Annotated in this window: 15 protein-coding genes and 6 tRNA genes; 4 read left to right on the top strand and 17 right to left on the bottom strand. The window is 67.3% G+C overall.

Annotated features, from left to right (window positions below):
• The first annotated feature begins 65 nt into the window (after window positions 1-65).
• On the top strand, window positions 66-677 hold the full coding sequence (locus LK10_RS09660; protein WP_043122945.1) for a hypothetical protein: 612 nt from the start codon (window positions 66-68) through the stop codon (window positions 675-677).
• Window positions 678-768: 91 nt separating this feature from the next.
• Here LK10_RS09660 and LK10_RS09655 read toward each other — a convergent pair whose 3' ends face one another.
• The 9 genes from LK10_RS09655 to LK10_RS09615 form a co-directional block, all read right to left on the bottom strand.
• Complete coding sequence (locus LK10_RS09655; protein ID WP_043122943.1) at window positions 769-2,910, bottom strand: 3-hydroxyacyl-CoA dehydrogenase NAD-binding domain-containing protein; 2,142 nt, start codon at window positions 2,908-2,910, stop codon at window positions 769-771.
• Window positions 2,911-4,128 carry a thiolase family protein gene (locus tag LK10_RS09650; RefSeq protein WP_043122940.1) on the bottom strand — a complete coding sequence of 406 codons (1,218 nt, stop codon included), beginning with the start codon at window positions 4,126-4,128 and terminating at the stop codon, window positions 2,911-2,913. It abuts the gene before it with no gap.
• Between the two features lie 107 nt (window positions 4,129-4,235).
• Window positions 4,236-5,603, bottom strand: a complete 1,368-nt coding sequence (locus tag LK10_RS09645; protein WP_043122936.1) for a ribonuclease D — start codon at window positions 5,601-5,603, stop codon at window positions 4,236-4,238.
• A 25-nt stretch (window positions 5,604-5,628) separates the two neighbouring features.
• A complete protein-coding gene (locus LK10_RS09640) occupies window positions 5,629-6,240 on the bottom strand; it encodes a DUF3000 domain-containing protein (protein WP_043123214.1) in 612 nt (203 codons plus the stop codon).
• 36 nt (window positions 6,241-6,276) lie between these two features.
• Window positions 6,277-7,350, bottom strand: coding sequence for a threonine aldolase family protein (locus LK10_RS09635; RefSeq protein WP_043123211.1), 1,074 nt, complete (start codon window positions 7,348-7,350; stop codon window positions 6,277-6,279).
• A gap of 76 nt (window positions 7,351-7,426) precedes the next feature.
• Window positions 7,427-8,185 (bottom strand): SDR family NAD(P)-dependent oxidoreductase, encoded by a 759-nt coding sequence (locus LK10_RS09630; RefSeq protein ID WP_043122934.1) that lies wholly within the window; start codon window positions 8,183-8,185, stop codon window positions 7,427-7,429.
• Window positions 8,182-9,594, bottom strand: coding sequence for a DUF6421 family protein (locus LK10_RS09625; protein WP_043122932.1), 1,413 nt, complete (start codon window positions 9,592-9,594; stop codon window positions 8,182-8,184). Before LK10_RS09625 ends, LK10_RS09630 begins: the two co-directional genes overlap by 4 nt.
• Before the next feature lie 168 nt (window positions 9,595-9,762).
• Window positions 9,763-10,230, bottom strand: coding sequence for a peptide-methionine (R)-S-oxide reductase MsrB (gene msrB, locus LK10_RS09620; RefSeq protein ID WP_052207168.1), 468 nt, complete (start codon window positions 10,228-10,230; stop codon window positions 9,763-9,765).
• Window positions 10,231-10,244: 14 nt separating this feature from the next.
• Window positions 10,245-10,733 carry a hypothetical protein gene (locus LK10_RS09615; protein ID WP_043122927.1) on the bottom strand — a complete coding sequence of 163 codons (489 nt, stop codon included), beginning with the start codon at window positions 10,731-10,733 and terminating at the stop codon, window positions 10,245-10,247.
• Window positions 10,734-10,826: 93 nt separating this feature from the next.
• Here LK10_RS09615 and LK10_RS09610 point away from each other — a divergent pair, with 93 nt between their 5' ends.
• Complete coding sequence (locus tag LK10_RS09610) at window positions 10,827-12,110, top strand: alpha/beta hydrolase family protein (protein ID WP_043122925.1); 1,284 nt, start codon at window positions 10,827-10,829, stop codon at window positions 12,108-12,110.
• Here the strand turns inward: LK10_RS09610 and ybaK are convergent.
• The 3 genes from ybaK to LK10_RS09595 all read right to left on the bottom strand — a co-directional run bounded on the left by ybaK (window position 12,084) and on the right by LK10_RS09595 (window position 14,122).
• Window positions 12,084-12,515, bottom strand: coding sequence for a Cys-tRNA(Pro) deacylase (gene ybaK, locus LK10_RS09605; RefSeq protein ID WP_408021450.1), 432 nt, complete (start codon window positions 12,513-12,515; stop codon window positions 12,084-12,086). The two genes, LK10_RS09610 and ybaK, sit on opposite strands and share 27 nt — an antisense overlap.
• Window positions 12,516-12,606: 91 nt before the next feature.
• The gene (locus LK10_RS09600) at window positions 12,607-13,077 is read right to left on the bottom strand and encodes a SufE family protein (RefSeq protein WP_043122921.1); all 471 of its coding nucleotides are present in this window, start codon (window positions 13,075-13,077) and stop codon (window positions 12,607-12,609) included.
• Window positions 13,078-13,207: 130 nt separating this feature from the next.
• Window positions 13,208-14,122 (bottom strand): sulfurtransferase, encoded by a 915-nt coding sequence (locus tag LK10_RS09595; protein WP_043122919.1) that lies wholly within the window; start codon window positions 14,120-14,122, stop codon window positions 13,208-13,210.
• 212 nt (window positions 14,123-14,334) lie between these two features.
• Between LK10_RS09595 and zapE the strand changes: the two genes are divergently transcribed.
• Window positions 14,335-15,384, top strand: a complete 1,050-nt coding sequence (gene zapE / locus LK10_RS09590) for a cell division protein ZapE (RefSeq protein WP_043122917.1) — start codon at window positions 14,335-14,337, stop codon at window positions 15,382-15,384.
• A 450-nt stretch (window positions 15,385-15,834) separates the two neighbouring features.
• On the opposite strand, the gene LK10_RS09585 is transcribed toward zapE, so the two are convergent.
• The 5 genes from LK10_RS09585 to LK10_RS09565 all read right to left on the bottom strand — a co-directional run bounded on the left by LK10_RS09585 (window position 15,835) and on the right by LK10_RS09565 (window position 16,348).
• Window positions 15,835-15,906 (bottom strand) — tRNA-Val (locus LK10_RS09585).
• Between the two features lie 56 nt (window positions 15,907-15,962).
• Window positions 15,963-16,035: transfer RNA gene (locus tag LK10_RS09580), tRNA-Gly, on the bottom strand.
• A gap of 24 nt (window positions 16,036-16,059) precedes the next feature.
• Window positions 16,060-16,131: transfer RNA gene (locus LK10_RS09575), tRNA-Val, on the bottom strand.
• A 33-nt stretch (window positions 16,132-16,164) separates the two neighbouring features.
• Window positions 16,165-16,235, bottom strand: a tRNA-Cys gene (locus tag LK10_RS09570).
• Window positions 16,236-16,275: 40 nt separating this feature from the next.
• Window positions 16,276-16,348, bottom strand: a tRNA-Gly gene (locus tag LK10_RS09565).
• Between the two features lie 287 nt (window positions 16,349-16,635).
• Between LK10_RS09565 and LK10_RS09560 the strand changes: the two genes are divergently transcribed.
• A tRNA-Val gene (locus LK10_RS09560) sits at window positions 16,636-16,707 on the top strand.
• The last annotated feature ends 191 nt before the right edge of the window (window positions 16,708-16,898 follow it).

Raw genomic sequence — 16,898 nt, 5'->3', positions numbered from 1 at the left:
CATGAGCGGCATAGGCGCGTCCGGTAGTGTCGGAGGCTGTGGCCTGGAGGGCTGGAGGAGGCAGGGTGCGGTCGGCGTGGGAGCGGTGGGAGAGCTTCTGGGTTGGCGGAAGGCAGCGGGGCGCCGTCTTGCGCTGCTTCGATGGCGCGCTCCTCATCACTCGTACAGCCTTTGACGACGGCGTCGGGTCACCGTTCATGTGCGAGTCCCTTGTGCGGTTGAGCCCCAACGGCGATACCTGGAGCGGGTTCCGATACGGGCAGGAACCAGGCGGCCTGCGCAGCGGCGCCTGGCGCGAGGAGTGTGGGCACGGCGCCGACACGTTGCCTTCGAGCGGCGAGTACCTCCTTGTCGAGCGCCTTGTGCGCAGCGGGCGGGAGACGGGAACCTTCCGTCGGGTCGACGAGGCCAATCCGAGTGCACCCGCCGCGCCAGCCGAGGTGCACCGGCGCGGCGTTGAGACGATCGACCTTCCCGAAGGCCGCAGCCTCCGCGCCGAGCGATGGGAGGTGCTTGCAGGCGGGGTGCGGGCAGGCGCGTGGTGGGCGCACGACGGCGAGCTCGTCCGCAGCGCGTTCGGCGGCGCGCTCACGTTTGCATGCCGCGAGGCGACGGCCCTCGAGGGGCTCGACCAGCCACTGGGCGACTTCCTCCGCGGCGGCTTCGGCAAGAGCTGACCCCTCGTGGGCCGAGAAAGGGCCACTCGTGGGTGGAGAATCCCCGACGAGTGGCCACTTCTTTTGCGACGAGCGGCCCCTCTCGCGCGTGTCAGGATTCCGCGTGGAACCTTCTGCCGTTGACCCGCTCGGACGCACCGACCCTGTCGAGGTACGGCGTGATGCCGCCCAGATGCATCGGCCAGCCGGCACCGAGGATCATGCACAGATCCACGTCCTCAGGGCCCGCAACAACATTCTCGGCGAGGAGCAGCCCGATCTCCTCGGCCAACGCATCCTGGCACCGCCTCAGCACCTCTTCCCCCGTCGAAGGGTTGTTGCCGACGCGAAGGAGGGCGCGCGTGGAGGCGGGGATTTCCTGGCCGCCGTCCTCCGTCGGGGCCCAGAGGCCTTTGATTCCTGCGTCGATCAGCGCCTGCTGGTTGGCTGAGACGTGGAAGCGGTCGCCGAACGCGGCGTGCAGCGACTCGGCGACGTGCTGCGCGACGGGAAGCCCGACCATCGCGGCGAGCGTGAACGGGGACATCGGCAGGCCCAGCGGCTTGAGCGCGGAGTCGGCGACCTCTGCGGGAGTGCCTTCGTCGAACGCAGCCGTGACCTCGCCCATGAGCCGGAGCAGAACACGGTTCACCACGAAAGCGGCGGCGTCCTTGACGAGGACCGCGGTCTTCCTGAGTGACTTCGCGAGGACGAAGGCAGTGGCGAGGACGGCGTCGTCGGTCCGGGGCGCACGGACGACCTCCACGAGCGGCATGACGGCGACTGGGTTGAAGAAATGGAAGCCCACAACGCGCTCGGGGTGTGCGAGGCCTTCCGCCATAGCGGTGACGGAGAGCGAGGAGGTGTTGGTCGCGAGAATGCACTCGGGCGTGACGACGGCCTCAAGCTCCGCGAACACCTTCTGCTTGACGGAAAGCTCCTCGAAGACGGCCTCGATCACGAAGTCGGCATCGCCGAAGGCGGCCTTCGAGACAGATCCCGTGACGAGCGCTTTGGTCCGGTTTGCCGCGTCAGGCGAGATGCGTCCCTTGGCGAGCAGCTTGTCTACCTCGCTCTGAACGTACGCCACGCCTTTGTCGACCTTCGGCTGGTCGATGTCGGTCATCACGACGGGGACCTTGAGCTGGCGCGCGAACAGGAGGGCGAGCTGGCTGGCCATGAGGCCCGCGCCCACGACGCCCACCTTGGTGATCGGCCGCGCGAGCTTCGCGTCGGGTGCCCCCGCCGGACGCTTCCCGCGGCGCTGCACTAGGTCGAGGAAGGCGTAGACGGTATCCCGGAACTGCGGCGTCTGGGTGAGCTCCGTCAAGGCTTCGACTTCGAGTTCCGCGGCCTCCTTCTGGCTTGCGAGCTTGCCTGCCTCGAACACGTCCAGGACGCGGCCGGGAGCCGGGGCGGCGTCCCCCGTGCGAGCGGAAACGAACGCCCGCGCCGTCTTCGCGGCGGCATCCCAGCGCTGGGCGACGTCCGCGTCGACCGCAGGGTCCGCGGCATGCGGCCGGGCCGGGGCCAGTGCGCCAGAGAGAATCTCCCCGGACCACTCGAGTGAGCGCTCGAGGAAGTCGGCGGGCTCGAAGAGCGCGTCGGCGATTCCGAGTTCGAAGGCTTCGCGGCCACCGATCGTCCGGTTGTTGCTCAGAGGGTTCTCGATCATGACCTTGAGCGCGGCTTCTGGGCCGATCAGACGCGGAAGGCGGTACACCCCGCCCCATCCCGGCACGAGACCGATGAAGGCCTCGGGCAGGCCTATGCCCTTCGCAGCGGAGGAGACGGTGCGGTAGGTGCAGGCAAGTGCGATCTCAAGTCCTCCGCCGAGTGCGACCCCATTGATGAACGCAAACGTCGGCACTCCCAGATCGGCAAGCAGGCCGTACGCCGCGTGCCCGAGCCGGGCCATCTGGGCGCCCTGCTGAGGGTCCCGGAGCTGCTTGACGGTCGTCAGGTCCGCCCCGGCGACGAGGAAGTACGGCTTTCCCGTGACAGCCACCGCATTGATCTCCCCTGCCGCCGCACGATCGCGGAGACCCTCGAGCGTTCGGCCGAGTTCGATCAGCGTGTTCGGCCCGAGAGTGGTGGGTTTGGTGTGGTCGAGCCCGTTGTCGAGGGTGATGAGCGCAAGCTTGTGCGCCGCCGCACCCGGGAGGACGACGTCCTTGACGAGCGAGTGGGTGATGGCCTCGTTCGCAACCTGCGAGGCGAGGGCGTCGAACTGGTCGAAGACTGAGGCGTTCATTCACTCGCCCTTCTGGTAGTCGGGGTGATTGGGGTTCTCCCAGATGACCGTCCCGCCCATACCGAGCCCGATGCACATGGTCGTCATTCCGTAACGGATGTCGGGAGACTCGGCGAACTGGCGTGCGAGCTGCGTCATGAGGCGCACGCCGGAGGATGCGAGGGGGTGGCCGACGGCGATCGCTCCGCCGTAGCGGTTGACGCGATCGTCATCGTCTGCGATCCCGAAATGGTCGAGGAAGCTGAGGACTTGGACCGCGAACGCCTCATTGATCTCGAAGAGGCCGATGTCATCGATCCCCAGCCCGGCCTTCGCGAGCGCTTTTTCCGTCGCCGGGACCGGCCCGATGCCCATGACCTCGGGCGCCACCCCGGAGAAGGCAAACGAGACGAGCCGCATCCTCGCCGCGAGCCCAAGCTCCTCCGCCGCCTCGGCCGAAGCGAGCAGGCACGCTGTGGCTCCGTCGTTGAGGCCGGCTGCATTGCCAGCCGTGACCCGTCCGTGTGGCCGGAACGGCGTCCGGAGCGTGGCGAGGTCTTGGAGGGTAGTCCCGGGTCGCGGGGGTTCGTCTGCCGTGGCGAGGCCGAAGCCTTCCCCAGGTCGGTGGGTCGCGACCGGTACTAGGTCTCGTTGGATCTTTCCGTCGGCGTAGGCGGCCGCGAGCTTTGCCTGGGAACCGACCGCATAGCGGTCGGCGCGCTCCTTGGTGATTGCAGGGAACCGGTCGTGGAGGTTCTCTGCGGTGCTGCCCATCGTGAGGGCGGTGGGGTCCACGAGGCGTTCGGCCATGAAGCGCGGATTCGGATCCGTTCCCTGCCCCATAGGGTGGTTCCCCATGTGTTCGACGCCCCCGGCGATCACGACGTCGTATGCACCGAAAGCGATGCCGCTCGCCGTCGTCGTGACTGCGGTCATAGCCCCAGCGCACATGCGGTCGATCGCGAATCCCGGGACGGTGCGCGGCAGGCCCGCGAGCAGCGCGGCGCTGCGCCCGATAGTGAGGCCTTGATCGCCGGTCTGCGTCGTCGCGGCTATGGAGACCTCGTCGACGCGATCGGATGGCAGAGACGGGTTGCGGCGCAGGAGTTCGCGGATCGTCTTGACGACGAGGTCGTCCGCGCGCGTGCCGTGGTACATGCCCTTTTCTCCGGCCTTGCCGAAGGGTGTGCGGACGCCGTCGACAAAGACGACGTTGCGGATTTGCCTGGGCGATGACATGGGCGGCTCCTACGGCTAGCGTGGCTTCTGGTGGACGTCGAGCGCCCAAGCCCATGTTACTGGCGAGTAACTTGAGGGGCAATCCCCACCGCGCTCCGCCCGAGCATTCACTCGCCCGCCGGTTGGGCCTTCTTCCTCGCAGTGAGCGGCTCCGGATGCTCGAACGACTCGAGGATCGTGGGAAGGACCCGCTCGATCTGCCAGTCGCGAGCGCCGAGTTCGTGCAGAGCGTCGGCTAGCGATGCAGCGGTCAGCGGCGCGGGCGGTCGCCAGGCGATGCGGCGAAGATGGTCAGGAGTGAGGAGGTTCTCGGTAGGCATGCCCAGCGCTTCCGCGACGGCGGCGACGCGCGGGCGCACGGTCTGCAGGCGAGCAGCAGCCTCGGGATCCCGGTCCTCCCAGACGCGTGGCGGCGGCGGGGCGTTGGTGGCGAGATGCAGTGGCGGAAGCTTCTCGGGCGGCAGGCTCCGTGCGGCCGAGACCGCGCGCAGCCAGCGCGGTGCCTCTCTCTGGGCCGCACGACCGTGGAAGCCCTTGGTTGCGAGCAGCTGAGGGACGGTCGTGGGCATGGCACGGGCGACGGCGACAATCGCCGCGTCCGGGATGAGCTTCCCGGGCGCGATGTCCCGCTTGCGCGCAAGGGCGTCCCGTTCCAGCCACAGCTCACGCACCGCGGCGAGCTGACGCCGGTCGCGGATTTGATGGACGCCTGAGGTCCGGCGCCATGGGTCAGGCTTGGGATCGGGAAGGCCTGCCTTGAGGATTGCCTCAAACTCCTCTTCTGCGAAGCCCAGCTTTCCCTGGTCCGCTAGGAGTTCGGCCAGCTCGTCGCGCAGTTCAACGAGCACTTCGACGTCGAGCGCCGCGTAGCGCAGCCAGGGTTCGGGAAGGGGGCGAGTCGACCAGTCCGCCGCGGAGTGTTCCTTCGCGAGGCCGAACCCGAGCAGCTGTTCGACGACGGCGGCGAGGCCCACACGCGGAAGTCCGGCGAGCCTCGCTGCAAGCTCCGTGTCGAAGAGCCGATCTGGCCACATGCCCACCTCGGCGAGGCAGGGGAGGTCCTGAGTCGAGGCGTGCAGAACCCACTCCACGCCGCGCAGGGCATCTCCGAGGATGCTGAGGTCATCGAATGGTTCAGGGTCGATGAGCCATGTGCCCGCGCCCTCGCGCCGAATCTGCACGAGGAATGCCCGCTGCCCGTATCGGAAGCCAGATGCCCGCTCCGCGTCGACCCCCGCAGGGCCTGTCCCAGCGGCGATGGCCCGTGCTGCCCGCTCAAGGCCTTCCCGCGTATTGATGACAAGGGGGACGCCCTCGCGAGGCGCGTCGAGCTCGATGACGGCGGGGACGGGGTCCGCGAATCCTTCGACGTGGAGGTGGGCGGACCCGTTTTCCGATCCATTGGACGTGGGCGATGCTTCCGTTCGGCCGGGTTCCGAACCGGCCTGTGTGGAGCCCTGGGACTGTGCGGTCATGATTCCCCGAGTCTACGCCCGGGTATCAACGACGGCGGCGAGGCAGGGGGGAGACGCCGTCGGGAAGTGGCGGAAGCCCAGCGAACGTGCACACCATGTCCGCCCAGGCCTCGAGATGGTTCTTCACAGCGGAGCTGAGGGGGGTCCAGGATGCGCGCAGCTCGATGTCGATCGACTCCCGGCGCCCCTCGAGGGTCCCAAAGCTCTCCGACAGGACCCGCGTTGCCGTCCCGCCCGCGGCCGTATAGTCGGCGCCGTGCTTCTCGAGTGCCTCGACAAGCCACGTCCACGCGACGGAACCGAGCAGCGAGTCCTCCGCCATCTCGGGCTCGAGCCGGGCGCGAATGTACGTCACAACGCGGAACGTGCCCTGCCAGACTGTCGGCGACTCTGGGTCGTGCAGCAAGATGAAGCGACCGGTCGCGAGCTCCGGCGAGGCGGCCGACTCGATGCCTCCGTCCGGGCTCGCGCTCTGGCTTGCGGGGTCGAGAACCTCTGCCTCGAGCGCCACGGCATAGGGTGCCAGCCGGGCCGGCGCCGGGATTTCCTGGAGCCGGAGCTCGGGGCGGCCGACGGCGGCGCGCAAGGAGCGCAGGGCACTCAGGAAATCCGCAGGCAACTGAGCTAATGCGGTCACCCTCACAGCGTACGTCGAGGGGCCCCGGCAAGAGCCTTATGGCACGCGGGCGAGTTCCTCCCGCAGGGCCGCCGCGAAAGCATCTACATCGGCCTCGGTCGTATCGAACGAGCACATCCACCGCACCTCGCGGCGCGAGGCGTCCCAGTCATAGAACCGGAAACGCTCACGGAGGCGGTCGGCCACTCCTGCCGGCAGGATCGCGAACACGCCGTTCGATTGCGTCTCCTGCGTGAGCTCCACACCCTCGAGGCCCTCGACTGCGGCCCGGAGGCGGGCTGCCATGGCGTTGGAGTGCGCGGCGGAACGGAGCCAGAGATCGCCCTCGAGCAGCGCGAGGAACTGGGCCGAGACGAAGCGCATCTTCGACGCGAGCTGCATGTCCATCTTGCGGAGGTAGTCGAGACCGTGGGCGGCCTCGGGCGCCAGGGCGACCACGCACTCTCCGAAGAGCATGCCGTTCTTGGTCCCTCCGAAGGAGAGGATGTCGATTCCGGCATCGCGCGTGAAGGCCGTTGCCGGGACACCGAGCGCCGCCGCCGCGTTCGCAAGGCGTGCCCCGTCCATGTGGACCCTCATCCCGAGGGAATGCGCGTGCTCGGTAATGGCGCGAGTCTCCTCGATCGAGTAGAGCGTGCCGAGTTCAGTGGTCTGGGTGATCGAGACTGCAAGCGGCTGCGCACGGTGCTCGTCGCCCCAGCCCCAGGCCTCGCGGTCGATGAGTTCGGGCGTGAGCTTGCCGTCCTCGGTCGGAACAGCGAGGAGCTTCATTCCGCCGACCCGCTCCGGGGCCCCGTTCTCGTCCACGTTGATGTGCGCACTGGCGGCACAGATGACCGCCCCCCAGCGGGGAATGAGCGACTGGAGGGACAGGACGTTGGCACCTGTCCCGTTGAAGACGGGGTAGGACTCGACGCCGTCGCCGAACAGCCTGCGCATCTCCTCCTTGAGGCGGAGGGTGTAGTCGTCGCTGCCGTACGAGGTCTGGTGCCCGCCGTTCGCAGCAACGAGGGCTGCGAGCACCTCTGGGTGGGCGCCCGAATAGTTGTCAGAGGCAAAGCCGCGCACTGTGGTGTCGTGGAGCGGCCAGCCAGCCGGGCCGTCGGTCACGGTGCTGGCAGAGGCGGTGGAATGGGCAGGATGGATCGAAGTCACTGACACAGTATTGCCTAATCGTTGGATCGTCTCAGGTGCTGAGGTCGAGCCGCGCGCCATTGAGCGCGGCGGCGTTCTCGGAGAACAGGGCGACGAAGCGGGCCGCGAGGGTATCCACGTGCGTGTATCCCGGGAACCTTCGTTCAGGCTGCGCGGCGAGCATGCCGTTGTCGAGGAGCGCTTTGACGGCGAGGACGACGGCGGCACTCGTCAGGGGAGCGGGGTCGCCTTCGCGCTCGGACTGGTCGGAGGCGAAGCCGCGCGCCATGGCGCGGGTCCAGGCCTCGGCGGCGGCTTTGGCCGCCGCATAGTTGGCGTAGCCCGCTCTCGGCTTCTCGATGAGCGTTGAGGACACCATGGCGAAGCGACCCCGAGGCGACGTGAGCAGAGCTTCGTAGAAGGCCCTGCTCGTGTTGCGGACGGTCGTGATGGCGCTGCGCGCGAGGAAGTCCCAGTCCTCGTCTGACTGGTCCAAGAGCGAATGGCCGCCGCGCCAACCGCCCACGAGGTGGGCTACGCCGTCGACCGCGCCGAACGTCCCGGTCAGCTCGGAAGCCAGCGCCTGCACAGCGGCGAAGTCGGTGAGGTCGCACTCGCGCTGGGGGACGGCGCCGTCGTGCGCGTCCCCTCGGGGGCCGAAAGCTGCCTCGAGGCGCTCTGCACTGCTGCCTACGGCGATGGCTGTCGCCCCAGCGCCCTGAAGCGCGCGCACGGCAGCGATCCCCGAGGCCGAACCGGCCCCCGCGACGACGACGATTGCGCCCTGCGCGCCCTGGACGCCCGGGTTCACGCCGTGGACCCGGGAAGGGGCGTCTCACCCGTGATTCCGGCGGTGGATTCGATGACAGCGCGCATCTTCTTCTCCAGGGCCTCGTAGAACATCGAAAGGGGGAACTCGTCGTCGAGCACCTGGTCAGTGATCTCGCGGGGCGTCCCGGCGAGGGGGAGAGCGTCGGGGCCCTTCGCCCACACCGAGGCCGGGTTGGGGGTGACCGTTCCCGAGACGAGCTCGTAGGCTGCGAGCCAGTGTGCCACCTTCGGGCGATCGATGGAACGCCAGTACAGCTCGTCGATCGCGTCGCCCAGCGCGCTCACGACGGCGGGAACCTCGGCCCAGTCGATCGTGAGCTTCGTATCCGTCCAGTGCAGCACCCTGTGCTGGTGCATCCAAGCGAACAGCAGTTGGCCGCCCAGTCCGTCGTAGTTGCGGACCCGGGTTCCCGTGATCGCAAAGCGGAAGATGCGGTCGAAGATCACCGCGTACTGGACGAGCTTGGCGTGCCGACGCGCCTCGGGCGTCGCGGCGTCGTCATGCTCGATCTTCACGGATTCGCGGAAGGCGGTGAGATCGCAGCGCAGCTCCTCGAGGGAGTACAGGAAGAAGGGCATCCGCTGCTTGATCATGAACGGGTCGAACGGGAGGTCGCCGCGCATGTGGGTCCGATCGTGGATGAGGTCCCACATGACGAACGTCTCCTGTGCGAGCCCCTGGTCCACCACGAGTTCGGCAGCGTCCGCGGGCAGCTCAAGGTTCGTGACCTTCACGGCGGCGTCGAGGACGCGCCGGAAGCGCGCCGCCTCGCGGTCCGCGAAGATCGCGCCCCACGTGAAGGTCGGCACTTCGCGCATCGCCACGGTTTCGGGGAACAGTACGGCCGAATTCGTCGCGTAGCCCGGAGTGAAGTCCAGGAAGCGGATCGGCACGAAGAGCTTGTTGCTGTAGGCGCCTGCTTCGAGCTCTGCGACGAAGTCCGGCCACACGACCTCGACCAGGACGGCCTCGACGAGGCGGTCGCGGCTCCCATTCTGGGTGTACATCGGGAAGACAACGAGGTGCTGAAGACCGTCCACACGGTTCAGCTGGGGCTGGAACGCGACGAGGGAGTCGAGGAAATCGGGCACCCCGAAGCCCGTCGCGGCCCACCGACGGAAGTCGCCGACGGCGAGGCGCAGGTACTCCGCGTCGTGCGGGAAGCGGGGGGTGAGGGCCTCGATGCCGGCGACAAGCTGCTCGACGAGCTCCGCGGCGAGAGCGTGGTCCGACTGCTCGGGGACCGAGCCGTCGTGGGCTTGGAGGGGCTGGAGGCGGACTGCTGCTGACTTGAGGGAGAGCCATGCCGGATCCGCCGCGGGGAGCCACTCCTGGCTGCCTTCGGCCGGGGCGGCATTGGTGTGGGTATCGGGCGCTGTAGTCGTCACGGCGGACTCGCTTTCTCTCGCTGGGAAGCAGGTATGTGTTGCTAATCCGAGAGTAGCCATGGAGAAGGATCGCTAAAGCTGAAAAGCCCCGAGCAACAGAAAGTCTATTGCTCGGGGCCTTCTTCGTTCAGCGAGGCGACAGCGCCGGGCGAGGGGTCGCTTCGCCGGCTATTGCTTCTCGTCCGGCACGAGAGTGAGCGAAATCGAATTTATGCAGTAGCGCTGATCCGTGGGGGTGTCGTAGCCCTCGCCTTCGAAGACGTGGCCAAGGTGCGAATTGCACGCTGCACACCTAACTTCGACGCGGTCCATCCCGTATGCCCGGTCGTGAAGGTACACGACCGCGTCATTGGCGAGGGGCGCCCAGAAGGACGGCCATCCGCAGTGGGAATCGAACTTCTCGCGGCTCGTGAACAGTTCCGCCCCGCAGGCGCGGCACCGGTAGCTGCCCTTCGTGTGGGTGTCCCAGTACTCCCCGGTGAACGCACGCTCGGTGCCCGCCTCACGCAGCACGTGGTACTCCTCGGGCGTGAGCCGCGCGCGCCATTCCGCGTCGCTTCTGGTTCCGGGAGCCGGGTCGGCGTTCTGATCCGCTTGACGGGTAGCTGACGGGGTTGGCTCGAATGAAGCTTCCATACTGAGCACAACGCTCAGGAGTCGCCGATGAATCCCGTCCCCGCGTACAGATGCAGGACGGGGATGCCCAGCTTGCGCTGGGCCTGATTGGCCCAGTCCGTATGGAAGGTGTCCTCAACGGCGTGGGGGAGAGTGACTACCACTGCCTGGGTAGCGCCCGACGCGCTGGCACGGTCAGCGAGGGCGGCCACAGGATCTCCCTCGACGAGCGTTCCCGTAGTCCCGGCTCCGAGGCCTTCAAGGGCCGCGAGCGAACCGTTGAGCGCAGTCTCGGCGACGGCGCGTTCGGTCATCGGGTCCGTCTTGCTCGTGATCTCCTCGAAGGCCTTCCCGAATTCCAGCATTGAGAGATGGTCGAGGAAGTCCACGACGAGGCGTCGCTTGCGCCCGGAAGGGACGAGCACCTCGAGTGGGGCGTCGGTACCCTCGACGAGTTCGGACACCGCGGTCCGCTCGGCTGGGCCCAAGGCGACTTCGGTCAGGATGAGGATCGGCGCCGTCATGGGTTCAGACTAGCGGCCAGCCCCGGAATTCCCCACAGGCACGACCGGGGGGTCGCTGCCGTCGGTACCCGCCCCGGCTGTAAGAATGGCCGTATGTCCCGAGCACGGAGCGCGCCCCAGCAGCATGAGTCCGACGGCGCCCTGCCCCGCAGCTTCTGGGCCCTCCTCGGCGCCGGCGTCGGCCTCGGGACGGCCTCCGCGGTGGCCGCCTCGAGTTCGGCCCTCGCCGCCTACTTCGCCCGGCGCATCGTGACCCCTGAACGCGTGCGCGTCGAGGACCAGGAGGTTTTCGCCGTCCAGGGAACGGGGGCCGGGAGGCGAATCATCCTCAAGGCAACCCCCGAGACAGTGGTCGACGGCGAATACAGCTTCTTCTTCGACGCAGGTGCTGGTCATGCTCGCCTCGGGCCGATTGAGGATTACGTGCCCGGCGAAGGGACAGTGACCCGGCCGGTCGTGGCGGAGTACAGCGGCGACCTCGAGCGAGCCGTGAGGGGGCGCTGGAGTGGCGTCGTCTACAGCTCGCCCCAAGACCTCGGCTACGACTTCGAGGACGTTCTCGTCGAGACCGAGCTCGGTCCCGCACCGGCTTGGCTCGTGCCCGCTTCGCACGACACCTCGAAGACGTGGGCCGTCATGGTCCACGGGCGCGGGGCTACCCGGCAGGAGTCCCTCCGCGGCCTGATTCCAGCCCGTCAGCTCGGGCTCACAAGCCTTGTCGTCTCCTACCGGAACGACGGGGACGCGCCGGCCACGGCGGACAGACGGTACGGGCTCGGAATGACAGAGTGGCGCGACGTCGAGTCGGCAATCGGCTACGCGCTCGAGAACGGCGCGACCGACGTCGTCCTCTTCGGCTGGTCCATGGGCGGAGCTATCAGCCTCGCCGCTGCCGATCTCTCATCGCTCCGCCAATACATCAGGGCGCTCGTGCTCGACGCCCCCGTCGTCGACTGGGTCGACGTCCTAGCCCACCAAGCGCAGAAGAATCGGATCCCCCGCGGCGTCGGCCGTCTTGGGCAGTTGCTCCTCGCGCATCCGTGGGGGCGGCGGATCACGGGACTCGCGGCGCCCGTGGACTTCCGCGCCATGGACTGGGTCGCACGCGCCGTCGAACTCCGCACTCCCACGCTGATCCTGCACAGCGTCGACGACGAATTCGTCCCGTTCGGCCCTTCAGCGCTCCTCGCTGGACGCAATCCCGAGATGGTGACGCTCGAGACGTTCCGGAAGGCGCGCCACACCAAGGAATGGAATGTCGACCCGGAACGGTGGGAGAGGGCGGTCGTCTCCTGGCTCGCCGAGATCCTCGCACCCCGGCCGAGCCCAGGAAGCGGGACTCCTCGTCGCTCAGCGGGCTCGGAGTCTCGCAACTGACGCGCCCGTGAGGCGGACCAGATCGGCCGGGGCGAGTTCGATATCGAAGCCCCGGCGACCGCCGGAGACGAAGATCGTCGCGTGTTCGAGCGCAGAATCGTCGACCGCGGTCGGCGAGGCCTGCCGCTGGCCGAGCGGCGAGACACCGCCGAGCACATAGCCCGTGCGGCGCTCGGCGGCCGCCGGATCCGCCATCGCCGCCTTCTTGGCACCGAAGGCCGCGGCAGTCGCCTTGAGGTCGAGGCTCCCGCTCACGGGCACGACGGCGACGCACAGCTTCCCCGAGACGTCCACCATGAGGGTCTTGAAGACGCGTGCGGGAGAAATGCCGAGCACCTCCGCGGCCTCAAGACCGTAGCTCGGGGCGGAGGGATCATGCTCGTAGGGATGCGCGCTGTAGGGCACTCCGGCAGCGTCCAACGCCGCGGTCGCCGGCGTTCCCGGGCCACCTGCTGAGGAGGACTTGGCCGAACGGCGCCCCTTGGCCACGCCCTGCTCAGGCCGTCTGGCCGAGGTGGCACTCGCCGGCCACCTTGCGCTTGATGCGCACGAGCATTGCGGTCATGCCCCGGAGGCGCAGCGGGGAGACGGCGCGATCGAGACCTAGCTCGTGGGCAATGTCGTCCGGGACTGCGAGGATCTCGCGCGCGCTCAAGCCGTCGAGGCCCTCGAAGAGGATGCTCGCGAAGCCGCGAGTCGTCGGGGCCTCCTTGGGCGCCGTCAGGAAGAGCCTCACAACTTGGGACGCGGCGTCGGCCGCGGGCTCGGTCTCGATCGTGATGAAGACCGGCGACTGGCACTCCACTACCTGCTCGAGCCGCTCTGGGTGGTCCTGGTACCGCTCGGGCAGTTCGGGGAGCGACTGGGCGAACTCGAGCAGCAGCTGAAGGCGCTCACGTTCCTCGAGCGCTTGGAACTCGTCGATGATCTCCCCAAGAGGAGCAGGGATCGTGGTATTCGTCGTCATATTCCTTCCAGCCTACGCCGGGCCGTTTGGCCCTCGCCGCCACATGTTCGGTCCTTGCCGCGATACAGCAGCGCGGCGGCCCCATGGAGAGACCGCCGCGCTTGATGCGAGCACTTGGGTGTGCCGCGCCTCAGGAGAGCGGCCAAGTCCCTCGTTCTTCACCCTTAACAATCGGAACGCGTACCGCATTTCCCCACTCGGTCCAAGAGCCGTCGTAGTTGCGGACGTTGTCGAAGCCGAGGAGGTACTTGAGGGCGAACCACGTGTGGCTCGAGCGCTCGCCGATCCGGCAGTACGCAACTACCTCGTCTCCGGCATTGAGCCCGGCCTCACCCAGGTACAGGTTTTCGAGCTCCTCGCGCGACTTGTACGTACCGTCCTCGGCAGCCGCACGAGCCCACGGGATCGACGCAGCGGTCGGGATGTGGCCGCCGCGCAGAGCGCCCTCTTCGGGGTAGGCAGGCATGTGGGTGCGCTTGCCGGTGTACTCGTCGGCGGAGCGGACGTCGATGAGCGGCTTGCCGAGGTGGGCAAGGACGTCGTCCTTGAAGGCGCGGATCGGAGCGTCGTTGCGCTCGACGACGGGGTAGTCGCCCTCGATGGGGGTAGGTACGTCGGTCGTGAGCTCGCGCCCCTCGGCGATCCACTTGTCGCGGCCGCCGTCGAGGAGGCGGACGTCCTCGTGGCCGAACAGTGTGAAGACCCAGAGGGCATAGGCAGCCCACCAGTTCGACTTGTCACCGTAGATCACGACCGTGGTGTCGCGCGAGATGCCCTTCGACGCGAGGAGCTTCGCGAACGCGGGACCGTCGACGTAGTCACGCGCCACCTCATCGTTAAGGTCCGTGTGCCAGTCGATCTTGACGGCGCCCGGAATGTGGCCGGTCTCGTAGAGCAGAACGTCCTCGTCGGACTCGACGACCGCGAGCTTGCCGCCTTCGAGCGCGCCGTCGGCGAGCTGGGCAGCGAGCCACTCCGTCGAGACGAGGCGCTCGGGATGGGCGTAGGCAGCGAACTTCTCGTTCGTGTCGAGAGGATAGCTCATGGCATGGCCTTTCGCTCGGCTGAGCCAGGGACGCGCGCCATCGACGCCGCCCCTGAAATGTCCCTTCCAGCGTAGTCAGCCCGCGCCGCAAGAGTGAGGGTCGTCGTCGCCGGCTGTCATGAGGCGCAACATGACGTCCGGGCGCGCGATATCCTTGCCACTGGCCCTCAGACCGATGTAATGCCCTTTCGGGCCCGAGACGGACGGATTCCTTGGCGACTGTCACACACCTGACCACCCGCACGCCCAAAGTGTCCGTGGACGAGCTCCTGGCCGGCTTTCACCCCTCACCGCGCTTCGGTGAAGTCTCCTTCGACAGCTACCGACCGGACCCGGCTCAGCCCTCGCAGGCCGCGGCTGTCAGGTCCCTCCAGGACTTCGGCGCATCGATCGACGGCGTCCGCAACAGCGGAGGGCTCTTCTCCCGGATCTTCGGGGGAAACGGGAACAAGGCGAAGACGCGCGCCGGCGTCTACCTCGATGGTGGCTTCGGCGTCGGAAAGACGCACCTCCTCGCATCGCTGTGGCACGCGTCGCCCGGCCCCAAAGCGTTTGGAACGTTCGTCGAATACACGAATCTGGTCGGGGCACTGTCGTTCCGCAAGACCGTCGAGGCCTTGAGCTCCTACCGCCTCGTGTGCATTGACGAATTCGAGCTCGACGACCCGGGCGATACCGTGCTCATGTCCCGCCTCATGCGGGAACTCGCGGACGCCGGCGTAAAGCTTGCAGCAACCTCGAACACGCTTCCGGGAGCTCTCGGCGAAGGCCGCTTTGCCGCCGTCGACTTCCAGCGCGAGATCCAGGTCCTTTCGGACCAATTCGACGTCGTCCGGATCGACGGCGAGGACTACCGACACCGTGGGCTTCCGGCAGCCCCCGCGCCCCTTCGCACGGAAGACCTCGACTCCCGGATCAACGCCGAGTTCGACGGCGGCCTCGTCGCCGTTGACGATTTCGGCGCGCTCATGAAGCACCTCGCGGGCGTTCATCCGAGCCGCTACCGCCAGCTGATCGACGGGATCGACGGCGTTGTCTGGAAGGACGTGCACACCATCGAGGAGCAGGCCGTCGCGCTGCGGTTCGTCGTCCTTGCGGATCGCCTCTACGACAAGGACGTGCCGATCCTCGCCTCAGGCGTCCCCTTCGACCAGCTCTTCACCGAGGAGATGATGTCGGGCGGATACCTGAAGAAGTACTTCCGCGCCGTGTCCCGCCTCACCGCCCTCGCCCGAGAAGCCCAGGCTAGCGAGCTCTCGTGAGCCGCGGCTGAGGCTCCCGGACGCGGAAATGCCGGTCCCGCCTCTCAGCGGTACCGGCATCCCTGTGACGTATCGTGGGTCGGTCCGGCGTTGCGCCGGCTAAGTCCCTAGGACGGTGTCTCTAGGACTGGCCCCCGAGCATTCGGGAGAGAACCTCGATCCGATCGAGCTTCCTGACGCTGATACCGGCCCTGTCCATGATGGCGTCGCTTGAAGACACGGCCACCTCCTTTCACTCAGGGAGCTACTGTGCTCCACCACGAACGATGGTAGCCACGTGTCGCGCCCAATCCAACACCCCTTCGGCGTCGGGGTTTCCGAGGAGGTGCCGGGCACGGCGGACACGTGGCTACGTGTTGACTGAGAGCGGGCCCCGTCGGGTTCGTGACGCGAGGCAGGAAAGAGACAGGAAAAAAGGCAAGAAAAAAGGCGCCTCAAGGGCGCCGTGTGTGGGCGATACTGGGATCGAACCAGTGACCTCTTCCGTGTCAGGGAAGCGCGCTACCGCTGCGCCAATCGCCCAAGTCCCTCTTCCCGCGAACCGGACTCCCGCAGGAGCCCTTCGTTAAGAAGAAGAGAGCGGACGACGAGATTCGAACTCGCGACATCCACCTTGGCAAGGTGGTGCTCTACCAACTGAGCTACGTCCGCAGGGGAAGCCGTAAGGCTTCTCCGTGGGCGATACTGGGATCGAACCAGTGACCTCTTCCGTGTCAGGGAAGCGCGCTACCGCTGCGCCAATCGCCCGAATCCCGGTGGCCGGGAATCAGGAATGCACCGAGGTGGGGACGGGATTCGAACCCGCGTATACGGCTTTGCAGGCCGCTGCCTCGCCTCTCGGCCACCCCACCGTGTTGGCATCCATGAGGATGCTTCCGACAGTGTCCTGCGAGCGGACGACGAGATTCGAACTCGCGACATCCACCTTGGCAAGGTGGTGCTCTACCAACTGAGCTACGTCCGCAGGGTTTTCGCTTGGCCGCACTGCCCTCAGTACCCGATCCGTTCATCCAAACTGTCGGGTCGCTGGTTGGGCCTCAGGCCGCGCTTCAACGAGTAAAGACTCTATAGGAACCGGGGTCGATGCACAAATCGTGGCCTGCCCGCCCGCGCCGTCAACCGCACTTGAACAACATGCATGCAATTTGCTTTTCGAGGGATGGGATCGAGGGCTGAGCGTGCACGAAGGAGGATTTGAGATCGGCCCTTGCGGTGGGCTAAAGTCGTAGAGCGCTCGGCGACGGGCGAAACGGGCGATTGGCGCAGTGGTAGCGCGCTTCGTTCACACCGAAGAGGTCACTGGTTCGAACCCAGTATCGCCCACGTATGGACCCCTGGACGCTGTCCGGGGGTCCTTGTGTTTGGTGGCTTGTTTGACGGTGGATCTTCAGTGCGGATCTCTAATGTCGGACCGGTGTGAAAAGGTGCCCCTATGACAGTTCCCGGCCTTGCCGCAGAATCTCCCAACGGCCTCGGCAGGATGTACCGACGCTCCCTTTCAGCCGCTCCGAGCG

This window comes from Sinomonas humi (genome assembly GCF_000802235.1).
GTDB classification, from domain to species: Bacteria; Actinomycetota; Actinomycetes; order Actinomycetales; family Micrococcaceae; genus Sinomonas; species Sinomonas humi.
The sequence above is the reverse complement of the archived record's forward strand: the minus strand, read 5'-3'. Positions and strand labels throughout refer to the sequence as shown.

Coding starts and splice junctions, on each gene's coding strand:
- LK10_RS09655 (WP_043122943.1), bottom strand. CDS start 2,910: ATGAACGCCTCAGTCTTCGACCAGTTCGACGCCCTCGCCTCGCAGGTT.
- LK10_RS09650 (WP_043122940.1), bottom strand. CDS start 4,128: ATGTCATCGCCCAGGCAAATCCGCAACGTCGTCTTTGTCGACGGCGTC.
- LK10_RS09645 (WP_043122936.1), bottom strand. CDS start 5,603: ATGACCGCACAGTCCCAGGGCTCCACACAGGCCGGTTCGGAACCCGGC.
- msrB (WP_052207168.1), bottom strand. CDS start 10,230: ATGGAAGCTTCATTCGAGCCAACCCCGTCAGCTACCCGTCAAGCGGAT.
- LK10_RS09615 (WP_043122927.1), bottom strand. CDS start 10,733: ATGACGGCGCCGATCCTCATCCTGACCGAAGTCGCCTTGGGCCCAGCC.
- LK10_RS09610 (WP_043122925.1), top strand. CDS start 10,827: ATGTCCCGAGCACGGAGCGCGCCCCAGCAGCATGAGTCCGACGGCGCC.
- LK10_RS09600 (WP_043122921.1), bottom strand. CDS start 13,077: ATGACGACGAATACCACGATCCCTGCTCCTCTTGGGGAGATCATCGAC.
- LK10_RS09595 (WP_043122919.1), bottom strand. CDS start 14,122: ATGAGCTATCCTCTCGACACGAACGAGAAGTTCGCTGCCTACGCCCAT.